This is a genomic window from Streptomyces sp. 3-6, from assembly GCF_056323165.1.
Map to the genome: position 1 here is coordinate 24,431 of NZ_JBWHZP010000008.1, position 18,319 is coordinate 42,749.

An 18,319-nucleotide genomic window follows, 5' to 3' on the forward strand; every position below is an offset into this window, starting at 1 on the left:
GTCAGTGGTCCCTCTTATCCTGAGTTGACTCGGACCACGCGCGAACGACGGAGGATCACTGCATGGGGTGGGACAACAAAGCGCGCCGTCGGCCGCCCAGATTCAGCAGGGCTGCGGAGCACACATGTGTGCGTTTCTCGGAGCACTGATCGGATGCCGAAGCGCAGTGTCCAGCAGCGGGCTGGGTACCGGGGTGAAGCATTCGTCGACAAGGCCGTCTCCGATGCCGGCCATGTGTGGAACGACACCAAACGTGACTTCGCCGTCGACGGGCAGATCGAGTTCGTGGATGTCGACCGGGAAGTCACCGGTGTCGCCGTCCTGGCTCAAGTGAAAGGCACAGAAGTCGGATTTCGGGGCGAGACGGCGACGGGATTCAAGTTCACGTGCAAGGCCGACCACATCGCCTACTGGCTTCGGCTGAGGCGACCAGTCGTGCTCATCTGCGTCGACCTGCGTATCCAACAAGCATGGTGGAAGCGCGTCGACACCTGGTTCGCCGACCCTGAACGCAAAGCCCGGCGGGTCGTTCAGTTCGACAAGGCCGCAGACCGCTTCGACCCCGACGCCTTCAGCCGGCTGTCGGCCCTGGGCGTACCCGTGGGGGAGCCGTTGCCACGGCTCGAAGGAAGCGAACAGCTGGTCTCGAACCTCCTCAAGGTTGAGGGCTTCGCCCCACTCATCTACGAGGCGTCCACGCCCTGTCGTGACCGCGGCGATGCCTGGGAGCGGATGCGATCGAACGGCAACCAGTTCGAGAGCGGCTTCGTCCTGGCTGCCGGACGGATCTTCTCGCTGTGCCGACTGGACGAGGGCCCGCTGGCCGTGCTCTGCGACGGGCCGGTCACCTCCGTCCTCACTGAGGAATGGGCGACCACCGAGGACCCCGACCTGCAGCGGCGCTTCGTGTCCCTGTTGAACTTCACGCTGCGCTCCGCCCACCATCCCGAGTTGGTCTGGCATCCCACCAAGAAGGTCGTCTATATGCAGGCCCCGCCCGACCGGTCCCGCCGGAAGATCAAAGGCCGCTACCGAGGCAGCCGCGGACGCACCTTCTTCACCCCGTATTTCGGCAAGGACGACCAGACCAAGATCAGCTTCTGCCGTCACTACGCTGCCAGCCTGTACTTCCGCCGCTGGAGTGAGCAGTGGTTCTTGGAGATCAACCCCACCTACCACTTCACCATCGACGGTCACCGCGACTCCCTGTTCGACGCCGAGTACGTCCAGAAGATCAAGCGGCTGGAACGCAACAATGCCGTCTACCAGCTCGTACGCGCCTGGGCCGACTATCTGCAAGGCGATGACACCCTGTTCAGGAGCCGGGATGAGCGCATCCGATTCGGCCAGCTCCTACAGCTCGACTGCGATGCCGCCATCGACGAAAGCGTCTGGATTCCGCAAGAACCAGCGCCGAAGCCGAGCGTGAACGGGCTGGCCGAGGGACTGTGGGAGCTGCCGCAATGAAAGCACCAGTGCTTCATGAGCCGGAACTAGAGTTCCGCGCCGGAAACCGTCACATCGATCCCCGCTACGGCATCAGCGTGTTCGGCCCGGCCGACGCCGACTCCCCTACCGGACCCCGTCAGATCCCCATCGCCTTGGTCGGCCCCGCCCATGCGGTCGACGGCATCCGGAGTTGGCTGCAGCGCTGCCAGGACCCAATCGAAGCGAAGGAGACGAAGCCCGGGCAGGAGAATCTTCACCAACCGTTCCCCGGTTTCAGCGGCGACTCCCCGTTCGGTGCCCAGCTCGTCTTCGACGACGCCCTCGTCCGCGAGATCCCCGAACGCCAGCTGCGCCGCCTTGCCCGCGTCGACATTGCCTCCGCCACCGCCGATGCGGTCGAGCTCTACGCCGACGCCGCCCGGTCGCTGGCCGAGACCGGGCGCTGCCGGGTCATCATCTGCGCTCGCCCTGAAGAACTGCGGGACAGAGAAGACCATCTTCCCTCGGAGGATGTCTTGACCGACCGCCAGGAGGAACAGGGCGAGCAAGGGGCCGGAGGTGATTTCCACGACCTACTCAAGGCCGCCGCACTAACGCTGCCGGCCCCCTTGCAACTGATGCGCAAGGAGACTTGGACCGGGATCCCGGCCAAGACCAACGGTCAAACCGTCCGCCCGCTGCAGGACGAGGCAACACGGGCCTGGAACCTGCATACCGCCCTGTACTACAAGGCCGGTGGGACCCCCTGGCGCATGCAGCGCCACAGCTCCGACCTGGCCACCTGCTACGTCGGGGTCAGCTTCTACCGCAGCGCGAGTGGAAACGAGCTGCACACGGCCGTCGCCCAGGTGTTCAACGAACGCGGCGACGGCGTCGTCGTCCGCGGCGGAACCGCGCAGATCTCCAAGACCGACCGCCAGCCCCACCTGACGCTCTCAGACGCCCGGCAGTTGCTGCTGGACGCCCTAGCCGAGTACCGCACCACCCACGGCCACCAGCCCGCACGCATCGTCGTTCACAAGACCTCGAACTTCACCGCCAGTGAGGTCGACGGATTCCACGAAGCCGCCGACCTGCGTGAGATCGACCATGTCGACCTGCTGTGGATTCAGCGGCGCGGCGCCCCACACCTGTACCGCACCGGCCAACTCCCCCCGTTGCGCGGCACCAGCGTCCAACTGGACGCTCGTTCCCTGCTCCTGTACACCCGCGGCTCAGTGCCGTACTTCCGGACCTACCCCGGCCTGTACGTCCCCCAGCCACTGCTGATCCGGCCCGCAACACACGGCACGGATCTACTGACCGCCAGCATGGACATCCTCGCCCTGACTAAGATGAACTGGAACAACGCCCAACTCGACGAACGTGACCCCCTCACCTTGCGCACCGCTTACCGAGTCGGTTCGATCCTCAAGCACGTCCCGCCCAATGCCCGCATCGCCACCCGTTACGCCTACTACATGTAGGCAAGGGCGCCCTCAACAGCCCGAGCATCCTCAACAGCGCTTTCGCGGCGCGGCACGCCAGGCCAGGCTTCTGTAGGTCGGTACCGGTCCGGCTTCCACGCTCAACGCGCCCTCCGGGGCGGCGTAAAGACGTATAGGTCGAGGATGTCGGGGCAGGGGCGCTACCCGGGGCCGACATCCTGGACCCAGGCAGCGATGTCCTCGGTGGCGTCGAGGTCGTTGCCGAGGCCGAGCCAAACAGGGCGGGCGCCAGCGGCGTGTGCGGCGGCGGAGGCTGGACGACGATCACGTTGGCTTATTCGCACACGTCGAGGCAGTCCGAGACGCGAACGGGGGCGTTGGCCAGGCACGCGATCTGCCAGTCGTGATCGGCTTCGGGCACGCTGGAGGTTCCCCAGCAGCAGTCCCGGCAGACAACGATGCGGAAGGGTGCCGGTGCCGCCGGGGCGTGCGCGGAACGTCGTTCTTCAGGTTGCCGTCGGGGCATCGCTCGTCGTGTTCCTCTTGCGGAGTGATCCCTCGCGGGCTGCGGGACGCAGGAAGCGGATCGCGCGGTGGCCGGGGTCGTGGGTGACCTCAGCACGAACCCGGTAGACCTGCTCGATGAGGGCGGGCGTTAGGACCTCGGTCGGGTACCTTTCGCAACAGCCTGGCCGTCGCGCAGGACCAGCAGGTGGTCGCAGTACGTCACGGCGAGGTTGAGGTCGTGCAGGGCGATCACGTTGGTGGCCGACAGGCTCGCAACGAGGTCCAGCAGGTCAAGCTGGTGCTGAATGTCGAAGTGGTTGGTGGGTTCGTCCAGGAGGAGCTCTCGGGGTTGCTGGGCGAGGGCGCCGGCTATCTGGGTGCACTGGCGTTCGCCACCGGACAGGGTGTGCCATAACTGGTCGACCCGGTCGGTGCGCGCGAGGGCCTCAGTGACGGCTTCCGCGTCGCCAGCCGTAGCGGGCGTTCAGGTGCACCGGTGCGGAATGCGTCCGAGGGCGACGACATCCCGGACGGTCAGTTCGGTCTGGGTGTCGGCGTGTTGTTCGACGGTCCGATGCGGCGGGCGGTGGCCCGGCGTCCGACCTCGGCGAGCGGACGTCTGTCCAGGGTCACGACTCCGGCGGTGGGAGCGAGGCTACCGGGTCTCCGTCGAGACCGGGGCGAGGCGGAATACACACTGGACCGTGTTGAACTCGATCACCTCGGCGACGAAGCGGAACTTGTCGCCAACGGCAACAGTGGCAGGGACCTGCTTGCCGGTCAGGTGCAGATTGCCGGTGTTGACGTCCTCATACTTAAAGTTCGGGCCGTCCGTCGTCTGCGGCCCCTTGTCGCCCGGGCCGAGAAGGAAGTCGTAGCGGGTCCGGTCATCCGCGTGGGCCGCCATGTGCCTGATTGACCCGTCGAAGGCGACCGTTTGCCCCGCGTGCTTGGTGGCGAAGTTCACGTTCGCTCCGCCACACGGATCCGCCTTCAACAACGTCGCGAACTCGGGGCTGTTCTGCGCCGTGATCACCTCAGCGGTGGTCGGGGCGTCTGCGGGCGGCGTAGCGGAAGACTTCTCACTGGCGGCCGGCGAACTGGCTGACGCGCCCTTCTCCTCGTCGCCGTCGCCAAGTGCAACGCCTGTGCCGATGATGGCGGCCAAGACCACGAGGGCGGCGGCCCCCGCCCCGATCAGACGCCAAGGCAGTGGCCTCTTCGGCCGACGAAAGTTGAGGGTGGTGCGAAGTCTGCCTGGGAGCTGTTCCACGAGCTCCCATCCGTCCTTCTGCATCTTCGAGATCACCAAACCGTCGGTGCCCCGAACGGTCTGCACGGCCTTGTACTCGTACTTGATCTCATCGGCCATGCGGCTCTCTGCCCCCTGAAGCGAACTGGTCATACCGACTGGGCGCGAGCATAGATGACTCCGCGGGAGACGAACGTCGCCTTCGGCCCCTGCTCTCCCGCTCGGCCGGGTCGCTCGCTGCCGCGCCTGAGCGGCGCGTCTCGGTTGCGGGTGCGGGGCATAGAGACGACGTCGATGCCTACGCCTATCCGTGGCCGTTCGGCGCTGTCGGCCGCAGGGTGCTCCCCACGATGAGCCGCCCGACTCGAAGTCGCGATCGTGAGCGTGATCGTGTCCATGTTCCGCTCGCAACCAGCTTCGCCCTTGTCCAAGCAGGACAGGGGCGAAGGTACCGTTTATGCGGCGATCGTGAGCGGGGTTTCCATCCGTTCCCAAGCCCCGAGGACGGCCTTGTGCGCATCCGGCTGCAGGTGGGCGTAGCGCTGGGTCGTCTGGAAGCTCTCATGGCCAAGGAGGTGTTGGACCTCGTAGAGGGAGACCCCTTTCTGGACCAGCCATGAGGCGCAGGTGTGGCGCATGGAGTGGGGCGGGTAATGCGGGACGAGTTGCTGCTCGCCGTCGTCATCGAAGTAGCGGGCTCCCTCGATGGCTGGCCACCAGGTCTGTCGGCGCCAGTTACCGTCGTCGAGAAGCCGTCCGGACCGGCCCTTGGTGACGGTGGTGAACACCACGGAGTCCCGGTCGAGCCGGTATATGTGACGTTCAAGTGCTTCAAGGACATGGGCCGGGAGTGGGACCTCCCGGCGGCTCCTGGAGCTCTTGGGATACTCCTTGATGCCCCGCTTGGTGTTGACCTCGACCACGAAGAGGCGCGAGCGACGCTGGTCGATGCGGTGACGGTGAAGGCCGGAAAGTTCGCCCCATCGCAGTCCTGTATAGACGCCCAGTAGGCACATCGTCTTCCAGGGGGCGGCAAGCTCGTCGAGGATGCTCTGCGCCTGGTCGGTCGTAAACCACTGCGGCGGCTTGACGGCGATCTGAGGCAGGTCGATGCGGCGGCACGGGCTCAACGCGATCACATCGTCATCCACGGCCGCGCGCATGATGGACGAGGTCAGGTTGTACGCCCGCTTGATCGCGGCGGCGCCCACGCCCTTCTCCACCAGGGAGCGGATCCAGCTCTGGACGTCCATGCGAGTAACGGCCCGCATCTCCCAGTCCGCCCAGTGGGGCATGACGTGGTTTTTGATGGTGGAGGCGTCGCCGCGCAGGGTGCGGGGCTCAACGATGCGGGCATCCCACCAGCGATCGTGCCACTCACGGAAGGTGATTTCGCCGGCGCGTGGGTCGCGCATGCCTCCGCGAGCGGACTGTGTCTCCATCTCGGTGCCCCAGGCGCGGGCTTGCGCCTTGAGGGGGAACGACTCGCTGTACCGGCCTCCTGCCCGGTTGCGTACGGTTACTTGCCAGTTGCCGGACTTCAACTTGCGGAGGTACAGGTTCTACTCCTTGCTCGACTACGGGGCTGCCGTGATCGGGATCAGCGGCGTGTCGTCGGCATGACAACGGCGCGACGGCTGAGGAACTCGTCCAAGCTGGCCGCTGGGACCCGCACACGGGAGCGGCCTGGCCCGGTGCGGAGGTCGACGACAGGCAGGTCGCCGGCTGCGATGAAGCGATAGACGGTCCGACGGTCGACGTCCAGGGCAGCGGCGACGGTGGGTATGGACAGCAGGCGTGCGGGCATAGCGGGGGCCTCGAAGTACTGGGGGAAGGGCTGGGCATCCGGCGAGACGGCTATCAGAACGTCGGCCGGTGTAAGGCGCGGTCAGTCAACCCTGTCAGGGCAAGCAGAGCTCGAACCTGCTCCTCGGAATACAGCCACTCTTCTTCCATGACTTCGACCGACATACTTTTGAACTCCTTGCGGGAACGACGGAACACGCCCGGCAGATCAGCGGGTAGTTCAATGGTCTGGAGAAACGCCGGTTTGGCTAACCGGCGATCGTCGGCTATGTTGCGCCCGGCTCGATGCCCTCGCCCCCCTGACGCACACGCGTGAAAGCGGCGAGTAGTCGCGCTACTGCGGACTGTTCTAGGTTTACTTGCTTCGACGCGTCATTCCAGTCAAATGCGCCCTAAATGTGTCTGCCGTCGGCGAATCAGCACAATCAAGCACCGCGTTGGGATACTGCCAGCTTCACCAGCGCCGGGCAGTGAGGAGCTGTCTGCCGTGGGCGAATGTCACTCCCGGCTGGGCTGGAAACCCTCCCGGGTGTTCTTCGAGCACGCGGAGGCCGCCCTCGCTTTCGGCCGAGCCAGACGGATGTCCGTGCACGACATCACCAGCTATGACTGTCTGCCAGGCCGCCCACGAAGCCCGCTTCGGTTACAAGAACAAGCACTTCCCGTGCTGGACACGGGGCGTCAAGCCGGGCTCGGCGTACTACGAAGACCCCCGGTTCAATTCCGTTAACCGCCTGCCGCGCACCGCTCCCGACGGGGACTGCGCCTCGACCGGGTCCGCCAGACGATCGTGATCCCCCGGCAAATCCTTCTGCCTGAACAGACCGTCCGAAAAGCCAGAATGTGCGAAACCGAAGCGGCTGCGCTCTACTTGGCCCCCGGAATACTCGGTGTTCCCGGCGGCGCGACATCACTGCTCGCGAGCTCCTCAACGCCGCAGCGAGTTTCCCCTGTGTGGACGCGTGTGCCGGTCACAGCGATGAGGAAGCGTGCTGCTTGCCTCACCAATGATTGGCCGGTCACGAAGGAAGGACCGTGGCTCGACTGGCGCGACAACACGGTCCGCAGGGAACCACCCCGGTCAGATGAGACCTAGAGAGCCTCGTCCTGGTCGATGAGGCGGAGCAGGGTCGTGGTGGAGGTGAGGTCGGCCAGAACGTGTTGTGCACCTGCAGCGCGTAGTTGCTGCTCGGGGGTGGTGCCCGAAGCCACCGCGATCACCCTGGCGCCCCCCTCCAGGCCGGTGCGCACGTCTTCCAGGGAGTCACCCACGATCACTGTGTTGTCGCGATTAAACGGGCCTCCATGCTTCGCGGCTGCCCGCTTTTGTGCGATGCGTACGAGAGCCGGGCGGTGAGGGTCGTCGGACGCGTAGCCGCCGATGGTGGTGTCGAGGTAGCCGATGAGGCCCAGCGCGGACAGCTTGGTCTCGGCGCTACCCCGTAGGTTTCCGGTGACGACGGTCGGGATCAGGTGCTCTGCCTGCTGGACCGCGGCGAGCGCGTCCATGGCGCCCGGCATGATGACCCCGTCGTTGAACAGCAGCTCCCGGTGGCCGGCGAGGCGTTCGGGAAGTTCGTCGACGATGCGGGCTGCGAACGTCTCCACGTCCTGTTCGGGTACCTGGTTGACGCGCAGGAGTTCACGGACGGCCAGGGGCATGGTGACTCCGGTTCCCCGGGCCGGCAGGGCTGCCGGGGGACGGCCGACGACGCTGGTGAAGGTCTCCTTGTAGACGCGCCGGTCGATGTCACCCGTGTAGAGGAGGGTGCGGTCGATGTCCCACAGGACCAGGATCATGCGCTTCATGCGGCGCGTTCTTCCATGACGGCCTGACCGCGTTCCAAGAGCTCCTGGGCGGGAGCCGCCGAGGAGTAGCGGCGGGCTTCGGCGAGCATCGTGTCCAGGTTGTCGTCCAAGCGTGCGGAGCGGACTCCGGAGACGAGAGCGAGGACTTCGTGTCCGGTGGCAGATCCGGCGTCGACGTCGCCAGCGCGCATCTGGGCGGTGGCGGCGCGGGAGAGGAACTGGGCACGGGTGCGGATCTCGTCCGGGCTGAAGGCATTGCGGGCGTCGGCGAACGCCTGGGCGGCCTGGTCGGGGCGGCCGAGGTCGAGCAAGCAGCTGCCGGTCTGGCCCATGATCTCGCCGGGGTTGATCCAGTAGAGCCAGTGAGGGTCGTCCTCTCCGCGTCCGCGGGCGCACAGTGCCTGTGCTTCTTCCAGGGCAGTGCGAGCCTGGCGGTCCTCGCGTAGACGGGCGTGCCCGCGGGCCTGACGGGTGAGGAGCATCGCGTGCAGGGCGGGCGCGTCCTGGTCGGCAATCACCTGGCGGGCGGTGCGCGCGGCGGTGACCGCGTCGCGGGGGTCGCCGGCGGAGTAGCCGTGGATGGCGATGAAGGACAGCGCCCCAGCCCGGAGCCTGCTGTCGCCGCTGGCATGAGCGGCGCGGAGGGCTCCCACGAGGAGGTTGTGGGCGACGGTGTGGGCGCCGCTGTCGAAGTGGTACCAGCCGGTCTGGATGGCGGTGTCCGCAGTCACCGCTGCGAGGCGCTTCCCGGTCGCCTCGCTGAAGTCCCCTTCTTTCAGGAACCGGAGGAGGACCTTGAGGTGCGCTGTGGCGGCTCGGGCGAGGTTACCGCTGCCATGGCTGGCGTCGGCTTGGCGCAGAGCGTCGGTGGTGGATTGCAGGCTGGTGAGGAGCTGGTCGGAGACGCTGATTCCGTTTCGGGCGGTGGAGGCGACGGCCTCGGGAGGGGCGACGGCTGCTTGCAGGATGTACTGCGTGAGGCCGGCCCCGCCCAGGGCAATCACGCTGCGACGGTTCAATCCGGTCATGGCTCCTCCGACTGCTGCTTCCAGTGACGTCACCATACGAGCCGCCGTCCATGGCAGAGCCGGGTCGATGACCTCGACAAGTCGCTGCGATTCGGCCTGCGCGAAAGGGGCGAGGAGGAGCGGGCGAAGGTCGGCGGGAAGCCCCAGTCCGGTCAGGAGGTCGATGATCGTCTCGCGGCCGTTGACCTGTTTGAGGCCGCGCTCCAGGTCCGAGATGAAGCCCTGAGTGAGTCCGGTCAGCTCCCGTACGGCCTTCTGCGAAAGCCCGGAGCGGCGGCGGACCAGACGTACAACCGTTCCGAAATCCCAGGCAGCAAGGGCCCTGTGCACTTCCTCGTCGCGCCAGGCCCGGTCCGGGATCGTCGGTGTCGCATCGGTCCGGGCGCAGGTGGAACAGCGGGTATCCGGGTTGTACCGGCTGATCGGCAGTCCGCACCGCACGCACGTGCGCCCTGGTCCCCCTGGCATGGTCACCTCGGCTCTCCTTCTCGCGATCCAGCTCGCCCCAGCCGTGAGAACCAGGCTAGGTGGAGATCGATATCGCTGCAGCGATATCGCCACAGCGATGCCCTCGAAGCCGACGCGGCTCCAGACTCATGGCACTGCACCGGCCGCTCAGCGTCCAACTGCGCTGGTGGCAGGCCGTTTTGAAGCGCCGACTCAGAGAGGAGATGCCCGGTGGGAACAGGACACCTGGCTGTGTCCCCGTCGCATGGCACCTGCCCTCGGCTATGCGGCGATCTCCGTGCGGAGCTGGGCCAGGGCACGGGTGGCGGCGTCATGGATATCGGGGAGCCTGCCAACAGTGGTGCGCTGGACGCGCTGGAGCTGGTGCGGAAGGCGCTGGGCCTGTGCTTCCCGTACAGCCGCGGCCAGGAGCTGGGTAGCACCGTGGCTGTCGCCGGCGAGAAGGCGGACGCGGCCCGTGGTGATGAGTTCGATGACACGCCACCGGGGTGCGACCGCGATGGTCGGGGCGGGCGGAGCCGCCTCGGTATGCCGTATCGCATCGCGGATGCGGCCGGTGGAGATAAGGCCCCGAAGATGGATTTCGTAGAGAGCACTGGGGTTGACGAGGCTGGTGTGCTCGACCGTGTCAAGGAGCTGGTGGGCCTCACGGGCGGCTTGGTCGAACAGCACCGCGTTGCCGAGGGCACCGGCAGCACGGGCCAAGAGCGGCAGCACCGCGGCTCGCTGCTCGGTGCCGGGTGCGGTGACCGCGGTCTGGTTGAGCCGGTCGACGGCCGCACCGAGCAGGCCGGCCTTGCGCAGCTCGTTGCCGTGCATGCGCAGAGCGGTGGTAGTCAAAGCCCGGTCATCGAAGGCGCGCACCACGTCCAGGCTCTTGGCGGTCCAGTGCGCGGCGGTGGCCAGCCATTCCTCGGGCAGCACGTTTCCCAGAGCCGTCCCGAGACTCAGCCGGGCGTGCGCAAGGAGCCGAAGGACATCTCGTTCGGTGCTCCCGTCCCGGGCGCGGGCTTCCAAGCGAGCCACAAGCGGCCACAGTTCGGCGACGGTCTCGGCCGCTCGCCCGCACTGGCGGGCGACTTCGGCGAGCCGCACGGTGGAGGTGCCGAACTGGAGCATCGCCCGGTGGTCGGTGTCGGCCGGATCGGTGACGCCCAGGACATGCGCGGGCAAAGCGAGTCGCTCGGCGACGTGACGCAAGCTCCCGACATCGCTCAGATGCCGTTTGCCCAGTTCCAGGGCCGAGATGTAGGTCTTGTCATAGCCCAGGAGCTCACCGGTCTCCAACTGGCTGGTGCCGTGGACGTTCCGGTAGTACTTCAGGATCGAAGCAAGGTCGCGCGTAGCGAGGACGGCCTGAGCCTCCGGCGTCGCCCAGCGCCAGGAGACCAGCCGCGCCGACCGGCGCGTGGCCGGCCCGGAAACAGAAGTGAAGGCGTCCATGCCGGGTCACCTTCCGGGGTGGTCGTACCAGGCCGCGATCGACTGCTTGTAGCCCTCGGGCATGGTCGGGCCATCGACCTCGTGCCGGTCGAAGAGCCCGATCTCCTTGTGCTCGTGGCTCAGGACCGGCACACGGTCTGGAGACAGGACCGTGCAGCCGTAGGTGACGATCAGGACCCGACGGTCGGGGATCGGCTCGTAAATCCAGGTCCCGCCGCCGAGCAGAGGCCCGGCCTTCACCATCCAGCCGCTCTCCTCCGCCACCTCGCGCTCCAGCGCCGCACCGGGACTCACGTCGGCCGGCGCCGACCCATTACCTGCGGGACCGATCTCCAGCCGGCCGCCCGGCAGTTCCCACTCGCCGCGCTCGTTGTGCAGCAGCAACACGCGTTCGCGGGCATCGAGAGCAACACCCTTGACGGACACCGGCCACAACGACGGCTTGTACATGAGCTGTCCCTGAGTCGTGAGGGCGGGCATGTCCTCCGGAACGTAGCACCCGTCCGCAAGACGAAGTCGGGCTTGCCGCCTTTGTCCGGGTCGACAGTTTGTCGCTTTACGCCGCCCGCTATTCGTCCGGACGCTGGACGTCCAGCCCGATTTCAGAGGAGCACGTCGATGACGACCCGTTCGCTCACCCTGTTCGAGGCACACGTCACGCCCCTCGTCGGCGGTTTCGGCCGAACCTCCGCCGTGGTGGAACTCCTGCGGGCGCGGGGTGTCGCCACCGTCGAGGGACTGGACACCCGGGCCAAGGTTCTCGCCTTCGCCCAGCGGGTGATGACGCTGGTACCGCACCCCGACAGCGACCCGGATGCGCTGACCACTATCCGTGACAGAGGCGCCGCCTCCCGACGCCCCGGGCTGGCGGGGCTGGGCACCGGGGAACTCCTCGCGCATACCGAGCGCTCCAGTCTTCCCCGTCCGCCCCGTCTGATGCTCCTGGTCTGCCAGCAGCCCGCCGCGTCCGGTGGAGACGTGCTCCTGACCGACGGCCGCGCCCTGCACGCCCTCCTCATGGAACGCGCGCCCCGGGCTTTGGAAGTGATGGCCGCGCCCGGTACCGCCTTCTACGGCGACGGCGGCGGACACCCCTCTCGGATCTTCACCCGCCACCGAGGCGAGCGGGTCTCCATCCGCTTGCGCCAGGACGCCCTCGCCGCGTTCAGCCCCCTCCTCCCCCCACCTGCCCCACCTCCGCACGGCGATCGAAGCGCTCCAGCAGCGCGTCACTCTCGACGCCGGCCAGGGCTATCTGATCGACAACAGCCGCTGGCTCCACGCCCGCACCGGCTTCTCCGACGACCGTGTGTGTCTGCGGGCCCTGGGCGACCCCCGCACCCCGATACCCCCAGGCTTCCCGTCTCAGATCCACTGGCCCGCGCCGTGACTAACGGGCCCGTCGGCGCCTAACGGCCGAACGCTGCCGTGGAGCGACCCGCACGACACGGTCTCGCCGCAGGTGCAGTCCCCGGCCGCCCCTGCTCAGTCCAAAACCGCCCGGAGGAGCGCGACGTGACTTTCGACGTCGACCAGCTCACCCGGTGCCGGTCGAAAAACGCCTTCACGCACAGATGGTGACCGGATTTGTGCCTTGTCGGGACCGCTTAGGGGAGCTGATGAACGTGCATTTCTCCGACGCCGCTCTTCAGCGGCCGGACGAAGTTCTTGACGTGGCGGTTCACAACCTCGTGGGTCCCCATCCCAGTGCCCCCGTCGAAACTGTGCCGATCGCGGATCGGAGGCGTGCCTTCGAGATTGTGGCGGTGTACCCGGCGGAGGTGGCAGCAGTCTCGCGGGGCCGGCGCGAACTTCACGAATTGATGCTGGTAACGGGACTGGCGGCCATCGCGGACGCAGTTGCTCTGGGAGCCCATGAGCTGATGGCGAATGCAGTGACCCACGGGTGCCGTCACCAGGCGGTGAAGGCATTCACGCTGAAGGTCACCCACTCCAGCGGACGTCTCCGGACCGAAGTGCAGGACCCCTCCGGCAGACAGCCTTTCCAGAGCCTACCGAGCGACGAGTGTGAGGGAGGCCGGGGCCTGCTCCTGGTCGACGCGTTGGCCGCGAACTGGGGAGTCCGACCTGGCCCGGGCGGGGGCAAGACGGTCTGGATGGAGCTGGACGTCCCCGGTGAAGGGACTACGTCGTGAACCTCCTCAGCCGCGGCGCTCGCACAGCCGCCTGGTCCGTTCTGCCGGTACCGGCCGGAGGCTTTGACCGAATTCCCGTTCGGGGAGCGGAGTATCAGCGAGGACGGCCGACTACTTGGTGCGCCCCTCTCATCTCTGCGAGCGGGGCCCTCATGAGCGCTGCCGCGAGCGACAGATCACTACGGCAGGTCGGCTTACGGACGCTCCGAGACATCCAGCCAGTACGTGGCAAGCATTTCGGCCGGCCAGGCTGGCTGATGAACCGGTCCTCGGGGCCCCATCTGGGTGAAGTACGGCGCTATGTCGAGGACGGGAGTGCCGTCCACAGCGTCCAGGTCGGTGACGACGAGGTCCCGGCCGTCTGTCTTGAGCAGTCGCGGATAGCTGATCGCCAGTTGGTTGGGGCGTCGGTGGTTGCGGTGGACGAAGGTTCCGGTTGCCGGCCAGATCGGGTTTCCCCTTGGGCTGCGGGCGTGGAGCTGCACGTCTTCGGGCCGCGCCAGGTGGAAGTGCCAGGTCACTGTGAGGTGGGAGAACTCCTCGATGCCCTGCAGCGTTTCGAGCGGGAAGGCGTCGTCCAGTCGGATGATCGATTCCACCCCGCCCTGGTAGTCGTCTTGGACGCGGGTGTGGCCCCCCATGACCGTTGCGATCGGTTCGACCTCGTACGTCGCCATCGGCGCTCGTTCCTCTCCCATGAAGTCGCGTGTGCAGCAACCGCCGGCCGCACCTGCGAACCTGCCCTGTGGTCAGCCTATGGCGCGCAGCATTTCCCGTGCCCGGCGGTCCAATTCAACAACGTGGCGGCCTCCGCGTTGCCTCACGGGCGACAGGTCGCTCTGCATGCGGACGATGACGTCGCGGGCGCGGCCGGACTGGACGCCGACCATGGCATCGAGGGCTTGTCCCCAGGTGCCGCATGCCTCGTCGAGACGTCCTTGCTGGACCTGGACGGCGCCCAGGTAGCCGAGTGTCACGCTGTGGGTGCGGGCGTACTGCTGCCGGCGGCGGGTGCGGACGCTGCGCCGGAAATGGATCTCCGCCTCGACGGGGTTGCCCAGGTCGCGCAAGGCACAGGCAGTTTCGTGGGCGAGAGAGGCTTCCTGGAAGAAGCCGACGCGGTCGGGGGCGTCCTCGTTGTCGGCGCGGGCGAGGTCCCGCTCTGCTCGGCTGATGGCCGCGAGGGTGCCGGGCCTGTCGCCGTCGGCGGCCAGGGCGCGGGCGTGGACGATGGAGAGCAGGGCCTTCTCGCGCGAGCTGGCCTGGCCGTAGTGAGTGCGGGCCATGGAGGCATCGGCCAGGTCGAGGGCCCTGCGTGGGTGTCCGAGGTCGACTGCCTGGTGGGCGAGGGCGCGCAGGATGTGGCCGCCCAGTGGTCCGTCTCCGGCTTCGGCCGCTATGCGGGCGGCGAGGGTGAGGTAGCGCTGGGCGGTGCGGTGCTCCGAGGCGTCGAACGCCATCCAGCCGGCGATGTAGGTCATCTCTGCCACGGCCGAGTACGTGTCCCGTCGGTGCCGTTCCGTTCGAAACCTGCTGCCCAGCAGGGGCACCGCTTCGTCGCGAAGGTGGCCGGCCAGAGCCGAGCGCCCAGAGGCTCCACCACGCTGCTGGTCCCGTGCGGAGTAGAAGGCTGTCAGGTTGCGGACGTCATCGATGTCGGCCTGGGTCACCAACCGTGGGGAGACTGCTGGGCGCGATGCTGCAGCGGCTGGGGCGGTTGTCCACCACGAACTCGCGGGCAGAGTGAGGCCGGCGGCCGAGTACGCGGCGGTCGCCAGCAGCTTGCGTCGGTGCATGTCCAGGTCGTCGCTTCCCAGCTCGGCCAGCACGGTCAGAGGGTCGACGCTCCAGTCGGAACTGCTGTCGGGCGAGCCTGTCGGCCCGTCTTCCAGCCCGAGGTCAGCGAGGGTGAGGGGGCGACTGAGCCTGCGGGACAGCGTCTCACGCAGGATATGAGGCGCTCGTCCGCTGGGCTTGGTGCCCTGGACCCACATGGCGATGTGCGAGCGCGAGATGGCCTCCAATTCGCGAGCACCGCTCTCCGCGGCGACACGAGCCACCGCGGCGGCTGCTTGGGGCTGGGACCAGCCCGCTTCGCGCAGGAGTGCGGCGAGGGCGACGTTTCGCTCACGGACCATGGGCTGCCCCTCGGGTCCGAAATGATCTTTGACGCCTTTGACGGCCTTGCGGGCCGCACAGGCATACCCCCCAGCGGGGATTCGCGGTTCGCTCAACGTAGCGGCCGGATCACTCACCATGCACGCCGACCGACTGTGGTGCACGGCGTCTCTCACTCAATTTGGCTTGATTCACATAGGAGTTGTGTCATGCGTCTCTCGCTGGCCCCTCGCCGGGCGTTCTGCCAGCGCAGTGGTCAGGGCCGGAGTCTCGGTGATCCGGGTGCCGGGCGTGACCAAGCGGTGTCCGCGACGGAGACTGTGACGCTCGTGCTGGGCGAGGACTCCCCGGTGCCCGAGACCGCCGCCGATGTGGAGGACCTCGTCCTGCGGCTGCGAGGGCACGTCAACCAGCTCGGAACCCTGATGCCTTCGCAGGAGCCGGCCTTGCTCCGTGCGCAGCAACTCTGCTCGGTCGGGCTCCCGGAGGGCTATCTGCCCAGCCGGGTGCACCTCGTCAGACTCGCCGAGGCCACGCAGGAACTCATCGCGAAGATCCGGCTGGACGACTTCGGAGCGAGTCGACCGGCACGGAGGTTGGCTCGATGGACGCCGCAGATCAACGTGCTGCGCGGTGCGGTCTTCGCCGTCGCCCTCACCTGCCTGGTGTGGGCCGCTTCGGTGCCCCGGACATGACCCTCACCGGAGCGCTCCTCATCGGACTGATCCTCGTCGCGATGGCGTGGCTGGTGTGCCGAGGCACTCGTGCGACTGGCCTCGATCCCGCAGACAGGGCCTCTACACCACCTCCGAGCGAGCCTGCGTCCCCGCGCTGACCTCTGACTCCTTGACTCCCGGCCTGTCCCCGGCCGCTTCGGCGGCCCCGATAACACCCCCAGACCAGCGGGGCCTAACGGAGATCCACACACGATGAAACGCCTTCCGCGTATCGAGCAGTACGGCCTGATCGGCGACACGCAGACCAGCGCCCACGTCTGCGACGACGGCACGGTCGACTGGCTTTGCCTGCCCCGCTTCGACTCACCGGCCGTGTTTGCCGGTCTGCTCGGCACACAGAAGCACGGCACCTGGCAGATCGCTCCGGCTTCGTCCGCAGGCGGGTCCGGCTCCGGAAGAGTGGTTGAACGCCGGTACCGAGGTGACTCGCTCGTTCTCGAATCGCTGTGGCGCACCCCGACTGGTTCGGTCCGGGTCCTGGATTTCATGCCGCCGCGCGACGGGGCCCCACAGGTGATCCGGATCGCTGAGGGCCTGACTGGCGAAGTGGAGATGGTCTCGGCCATGCGTCCTCGGCCGGGGTACGGCAGCGTCAGCCCGTGGAACCACGAGGTCGGTGGGCGCATGGTCGCGGAGGCCGGCGCGGACGCTCTGTGGCTCGACACCTGCGTCCCGCAGTTGGAGAAGGACGGTGTGGTCGTCAGCGCCTTCGCCATCAGCGCCGGGCAGAGCGTGGCGTTTGTGCTCAGCTGGTGCCCGTCCCACGCCCCCGCACCGGACGTTCCTGACCCGGAGGCCGCGCTCGCCGAGACGCTCGCCTTCTGGCAGGACTGGGTGCAGGAGAGCACCTACGACGGGCCCTACCGCGAGGCCGTGGTCCGGTCCTCGATCACGCTGAAGGCCATGACCTACGGGCCGAGCGGCGGGATCGTCGCGGCTCCGACCACGTCGCTTCCCGAGGAGATCGGCGGCGACCGGAACTGGGACTACCGCTTCACCTGGCTGCGCGACGCCGCCACGACGCTTGCCGCGCTGCTGGGGACCGGATACCGGCAGGAGGCACAGGCATGGCGGCGGTGGCTGCTGCGCGCTGTGGCCGGGGACCCGGAGAACCTGCAGATCATGTACGGGATCACCGGGGAGCGTGACCTGCGGGAGCGGGAGCTTCCCTGGCTTCCCGGGTACGAGGGATCGGCTCCGGTACGGGTCGGGAACGGGGCGGCGAACCAGCTGCAGCTCGACGTGTACGGCGAGGTCATCGACACCCTGTACCTCGCGCACCAGAGCGGAGTCGCCCACTGCGCCGACACCGCGGTCCTGCACCAGCGGCTCATCGAGCACCTGGTCCAGCGCTGGCGGGAGCCCGACGAGGGCATCTGGGAGATCCGCGGGGCCCGCCGGCACTTCGTCCATTCCAAGGTGATGGCATGGGTGGCGGTCGACCGCACTATCCGCCTGGCCGAGGCCGGCGCGCTCGACATGGACGTGGCCCCGCTGGTCGAGCTGCGGGCGGCGATCCACCGGGAGGTCTGTGACAAGGGCTTCGACCCGGTGCGCAACACCTTCACGCAGTCCTACGGCTCGCAGGAGCTGGACGCTGCCACGCTACTCATCCCCCGCACCGGCTTTCTGCCGCCCGACGACCCGCGCGTCATCGGCACCGTGGATGCGGTCCGTCGTGAACTCTCCACGGAGGACGGGCTCGTGTACCGGTACCCGACCTGCGGTGAGGACGTCGGGGTGGACGGCTTGACCGGCGACGAGGGCGCCTTCTTCCTGTGCAACTTCTGGCTCGTCGACGGCCTCGCCCTGACCGGCCGCCCCGACGAGGCCCGTGCCTTGTTCGAACGCCTCCTGGCTCTGCGCAACGACCTCGGGCTCCTGGCGGAGGAGTACGACCCCGTCCAGCAGCGCCAACTCGGCAACTTCCCGCAGGCGTTCAGCCACATGGGCCTGATCCAAAGCGCCCTGCTCCTTCAGCAGAGGGCGGCGCAGTCCTCCCCCCGCCACGCCGCGCTCGCGGTCCCCGCACCCCGCTCAACCTCCGCAGCACGCGCCAGTCCACCGCCGACCTGACGCCGCAGCACGCATAGCCACCCCACCCCTGACGAGGATTCCC

General features: G+C 67.7%; 15 protein-coding genes and 2 pseudogenes. 6 read left to right on the top strand and 11 right to left on the bottom strand.

The features are described 5' to 3' along the window. Positions 1–153: 153 nt before the first annotated feature. On the top strand, positions 154–1,467 hold the full coding sequence (locus tag AC02VZ_RS12820) for a DUF4365 domain-containing protein (protein ID WP_266073656.1): 1,314 nt from the start codon (positions 154–156) through the stop codon (positions 1,465–1,467). Further along, positions 1,464–2,915, top strand: coding sequence for an argonaute/piwi family protein (locus AC02VZ_RS12825; RefSeq protein ID WP_381310084.1), 1,452 nt, complete (start codon positions 1,464–1,466; stop codon positions 2,913–2,915). The genes AC02VZ_RS12820 and AC02VZ_RS12825 overlap by 4 nt, the downstream gene beginning before the upstream one ends. A gap of 164 nt (positions 2,916–3,079) precedes the next feature. On the opposite strand, the pseudogene AC02VZ_RS12830 reads toward AC02VZ_RS12825, so the two are convergent. The 9 genes and pseudogenes from AC02VZ_RS12830 to AC02VZ_RS12870 form a co-directional block, all read right to left on the bottom strand. Then, positions 3,080–3,402, bottom strand: a pseudogene (locus tag AC02VZ_RS12830) ((2Fe-2S) ferredoxin domain-containing protein); the annotation flags it as partial. Further along, positions 3,383–4,043, bottom strand: a pseudogene (locus tag AC02VZ_RS12835) (ABC transporter ATP-binding protein); the annotation flags it as partial. The pseudogenes AC02VZ_RS12830 and AC02VZ_RS12835, both read right to left, overlap by 20 nt. After that, a complete protein-coding gene (locus AC02VZ_RS12840) occupies positions 4,039–4,788 on the bottom strand; it encodes a DUF4839 domain-containing protein (protein WP_432058171.1) in 750 nt (249 codons plus the stop codon). The gene AC02VZ_RS12840 and the pseudogene AC02VZ_RS12835, both read right to left, overlap by 5 nt. Before the next feature lie 302 nt (positions 4,789–5,090). Further along, positions 5,091–6,050, bottom strand: coding sequence for a tyrosine-type recombinase/integrase (locus AC02VZ_RS12845; protein WP_234353216.1), 960 nt, complete (start codon positions 6,048–6,050; stop codon positions 5,091–5,093). 185 nt (positions 6,051–6,235) lie between these two features. Further along, a complete protein-coding gene (locus AC02VZ_RS12850; protein WP_079080635.1) occupies positions 6,236–6,442 on the bottom strand; it encodes a helix-turn-helix domain-containing protein in 207 nt (68 codons plus the stop codon). 1,091 nt (positions 6,443–7,533) lie between these two features. After that, the gene (locus AC02VZ_RS12855; protein ID WP_381310085.1) at positions 7,534–8,250 is read right to left on the bottom strand and encodes an HAD family hydrolase; all 717 of its coding nucleotides are present in this window, start codon (positions 8,248–8,250) and stop codon (positions 7,534–7,536) included. Next, positions 8,247–9,746: a helix-turn-helix domain-containing protein gene (locus AC02VZ_RS12860; RefSeq protein WP_266073660.1), complete on the bottom strand. Its 1,500-nt coding sequence runs from the start codon at positions 9,744–9,746 to the stop codon at positions 8,247–8,249. The genes AC02VZ_RS12855 and AC02VZ_RS12860 overlap by 4 nt, the downstream gene beginning before the upstream one ends. A 261-nt stretch (positions 9,747–10,007) precedes the next feature. Beyond that, positions 10,008–11,189, bottom strand: coding sequence for a helix-turn-helix domain-containing protein (locus tag AC02VZ_RS12865; protein ID WP_381310086.1), 1,182 nt, complete (start codon positions 11,187–11,189; stop codon positions 10,008–10,010). Positions 11,190–11,195: 6 nt separating this feature from the next. Next, complete coding sequence (locus tag AC02VZ_RS12870) at positions 11,196–11,669, bottom strand: NUDIX hydrolase (protein ID WP_432058172.1); 474 nt, start codon at positions 11,667–11,669, stop codon at positions 11,196–11,198. A gap of 138 nt (positions 11,670–11,807) precedes the next feature. On the opposite strand from AC02VZ_RS12870, the gene AC02VZ_RS12875 reads away from it, so the two are divergent. Together AC02VZ_RS12875 and AC02VZ_RS12880 are read left to right on the top strand one after the other, a co-directional pair. After that, the gene (locus tag AC02VZ_RS12875; protein WP_381310088.1) at positions 11,808–12,602 is read left to right on the top strand and encodes a TauD/TfdA family dioxygenase; all 795 of its coding nucleotides are present in this window, start codon (positions 11,808–11,810) and stop codon (positions 12,600–12,602) included. Positions 12,603–12,808: 206 nt separating this feature from the next. Next, positions 12,809–13,345, top strand: coding sequence for an ATP-binding protein (locus AC02VZ_RS12880; protein ID WP_266073664.1), 537 nt, complete (start codon positions 12,809–12,811; stop codon positions 13,343–13,345). Between the two features lie 194 nt (positions 13,346–13,539). Here AC02VZ_RS12880 and AC02VZ_RS12885 read toward each other — a convergent pair whose 3' ends face one another. Continuing rightward, positions 13,540–14,022 carry an SAM-dependent methyltransferase gene (locus tag AC02VZ_RS12885; RefSeq protein WP_381310089.1) on the bottom strand — a complete coding sequence of 161 codons (483 nt, stop codon included), beginning with the start codon at positions 14,020–14,022 and terminating at the stop codon, positions 13,540–13,542. Positions 14,023–14,094: 72 nt separating this feature from the next. Continuing rightward, positions 14,095–15,483: a Tat pathway signal protein gene (locus AC02VZ_RS12890; RefSeq protein WP_476475412.1), complete on the bottom strand. Its 1,389-nt coding sequence runs from the start codon at positions 15,481–15,483 to the stop codon at positions 14,095–14,097. Between the two features lie 300 nt (positions 15,484–15,783). Between AC02VZ_RS12890 and AC02VZ_RS12895 the strand changes: the two genes are divergently transcribed. Together AC02VZ_RS12895 and AC02VZ_RS12900 are read left to right on the top strand one after the other, a co-directional pair. Next, a complete protein-coding gene (locus AC02VZ_RS12895; protein WP_432058173.1) occupies positions 15,784–16,158 on the top strand; it encodes a DUF6415 family natural product biosynthesis protein in 375 nt (124 codons plus the stop codon). 234 nt (positions 16,159–16,392) lie between these two features. After that, entirely contained in the window at positions 16,393–18,276 is a 1,884-nt protein-coding gene (locus AC02VZ_RS12900) for a glycoside hydrolase family 15 protein (protein WP_432058174.1), read from the top strand. Positions 18,277–18,319 lie beyond the last annotated feature (43 nt).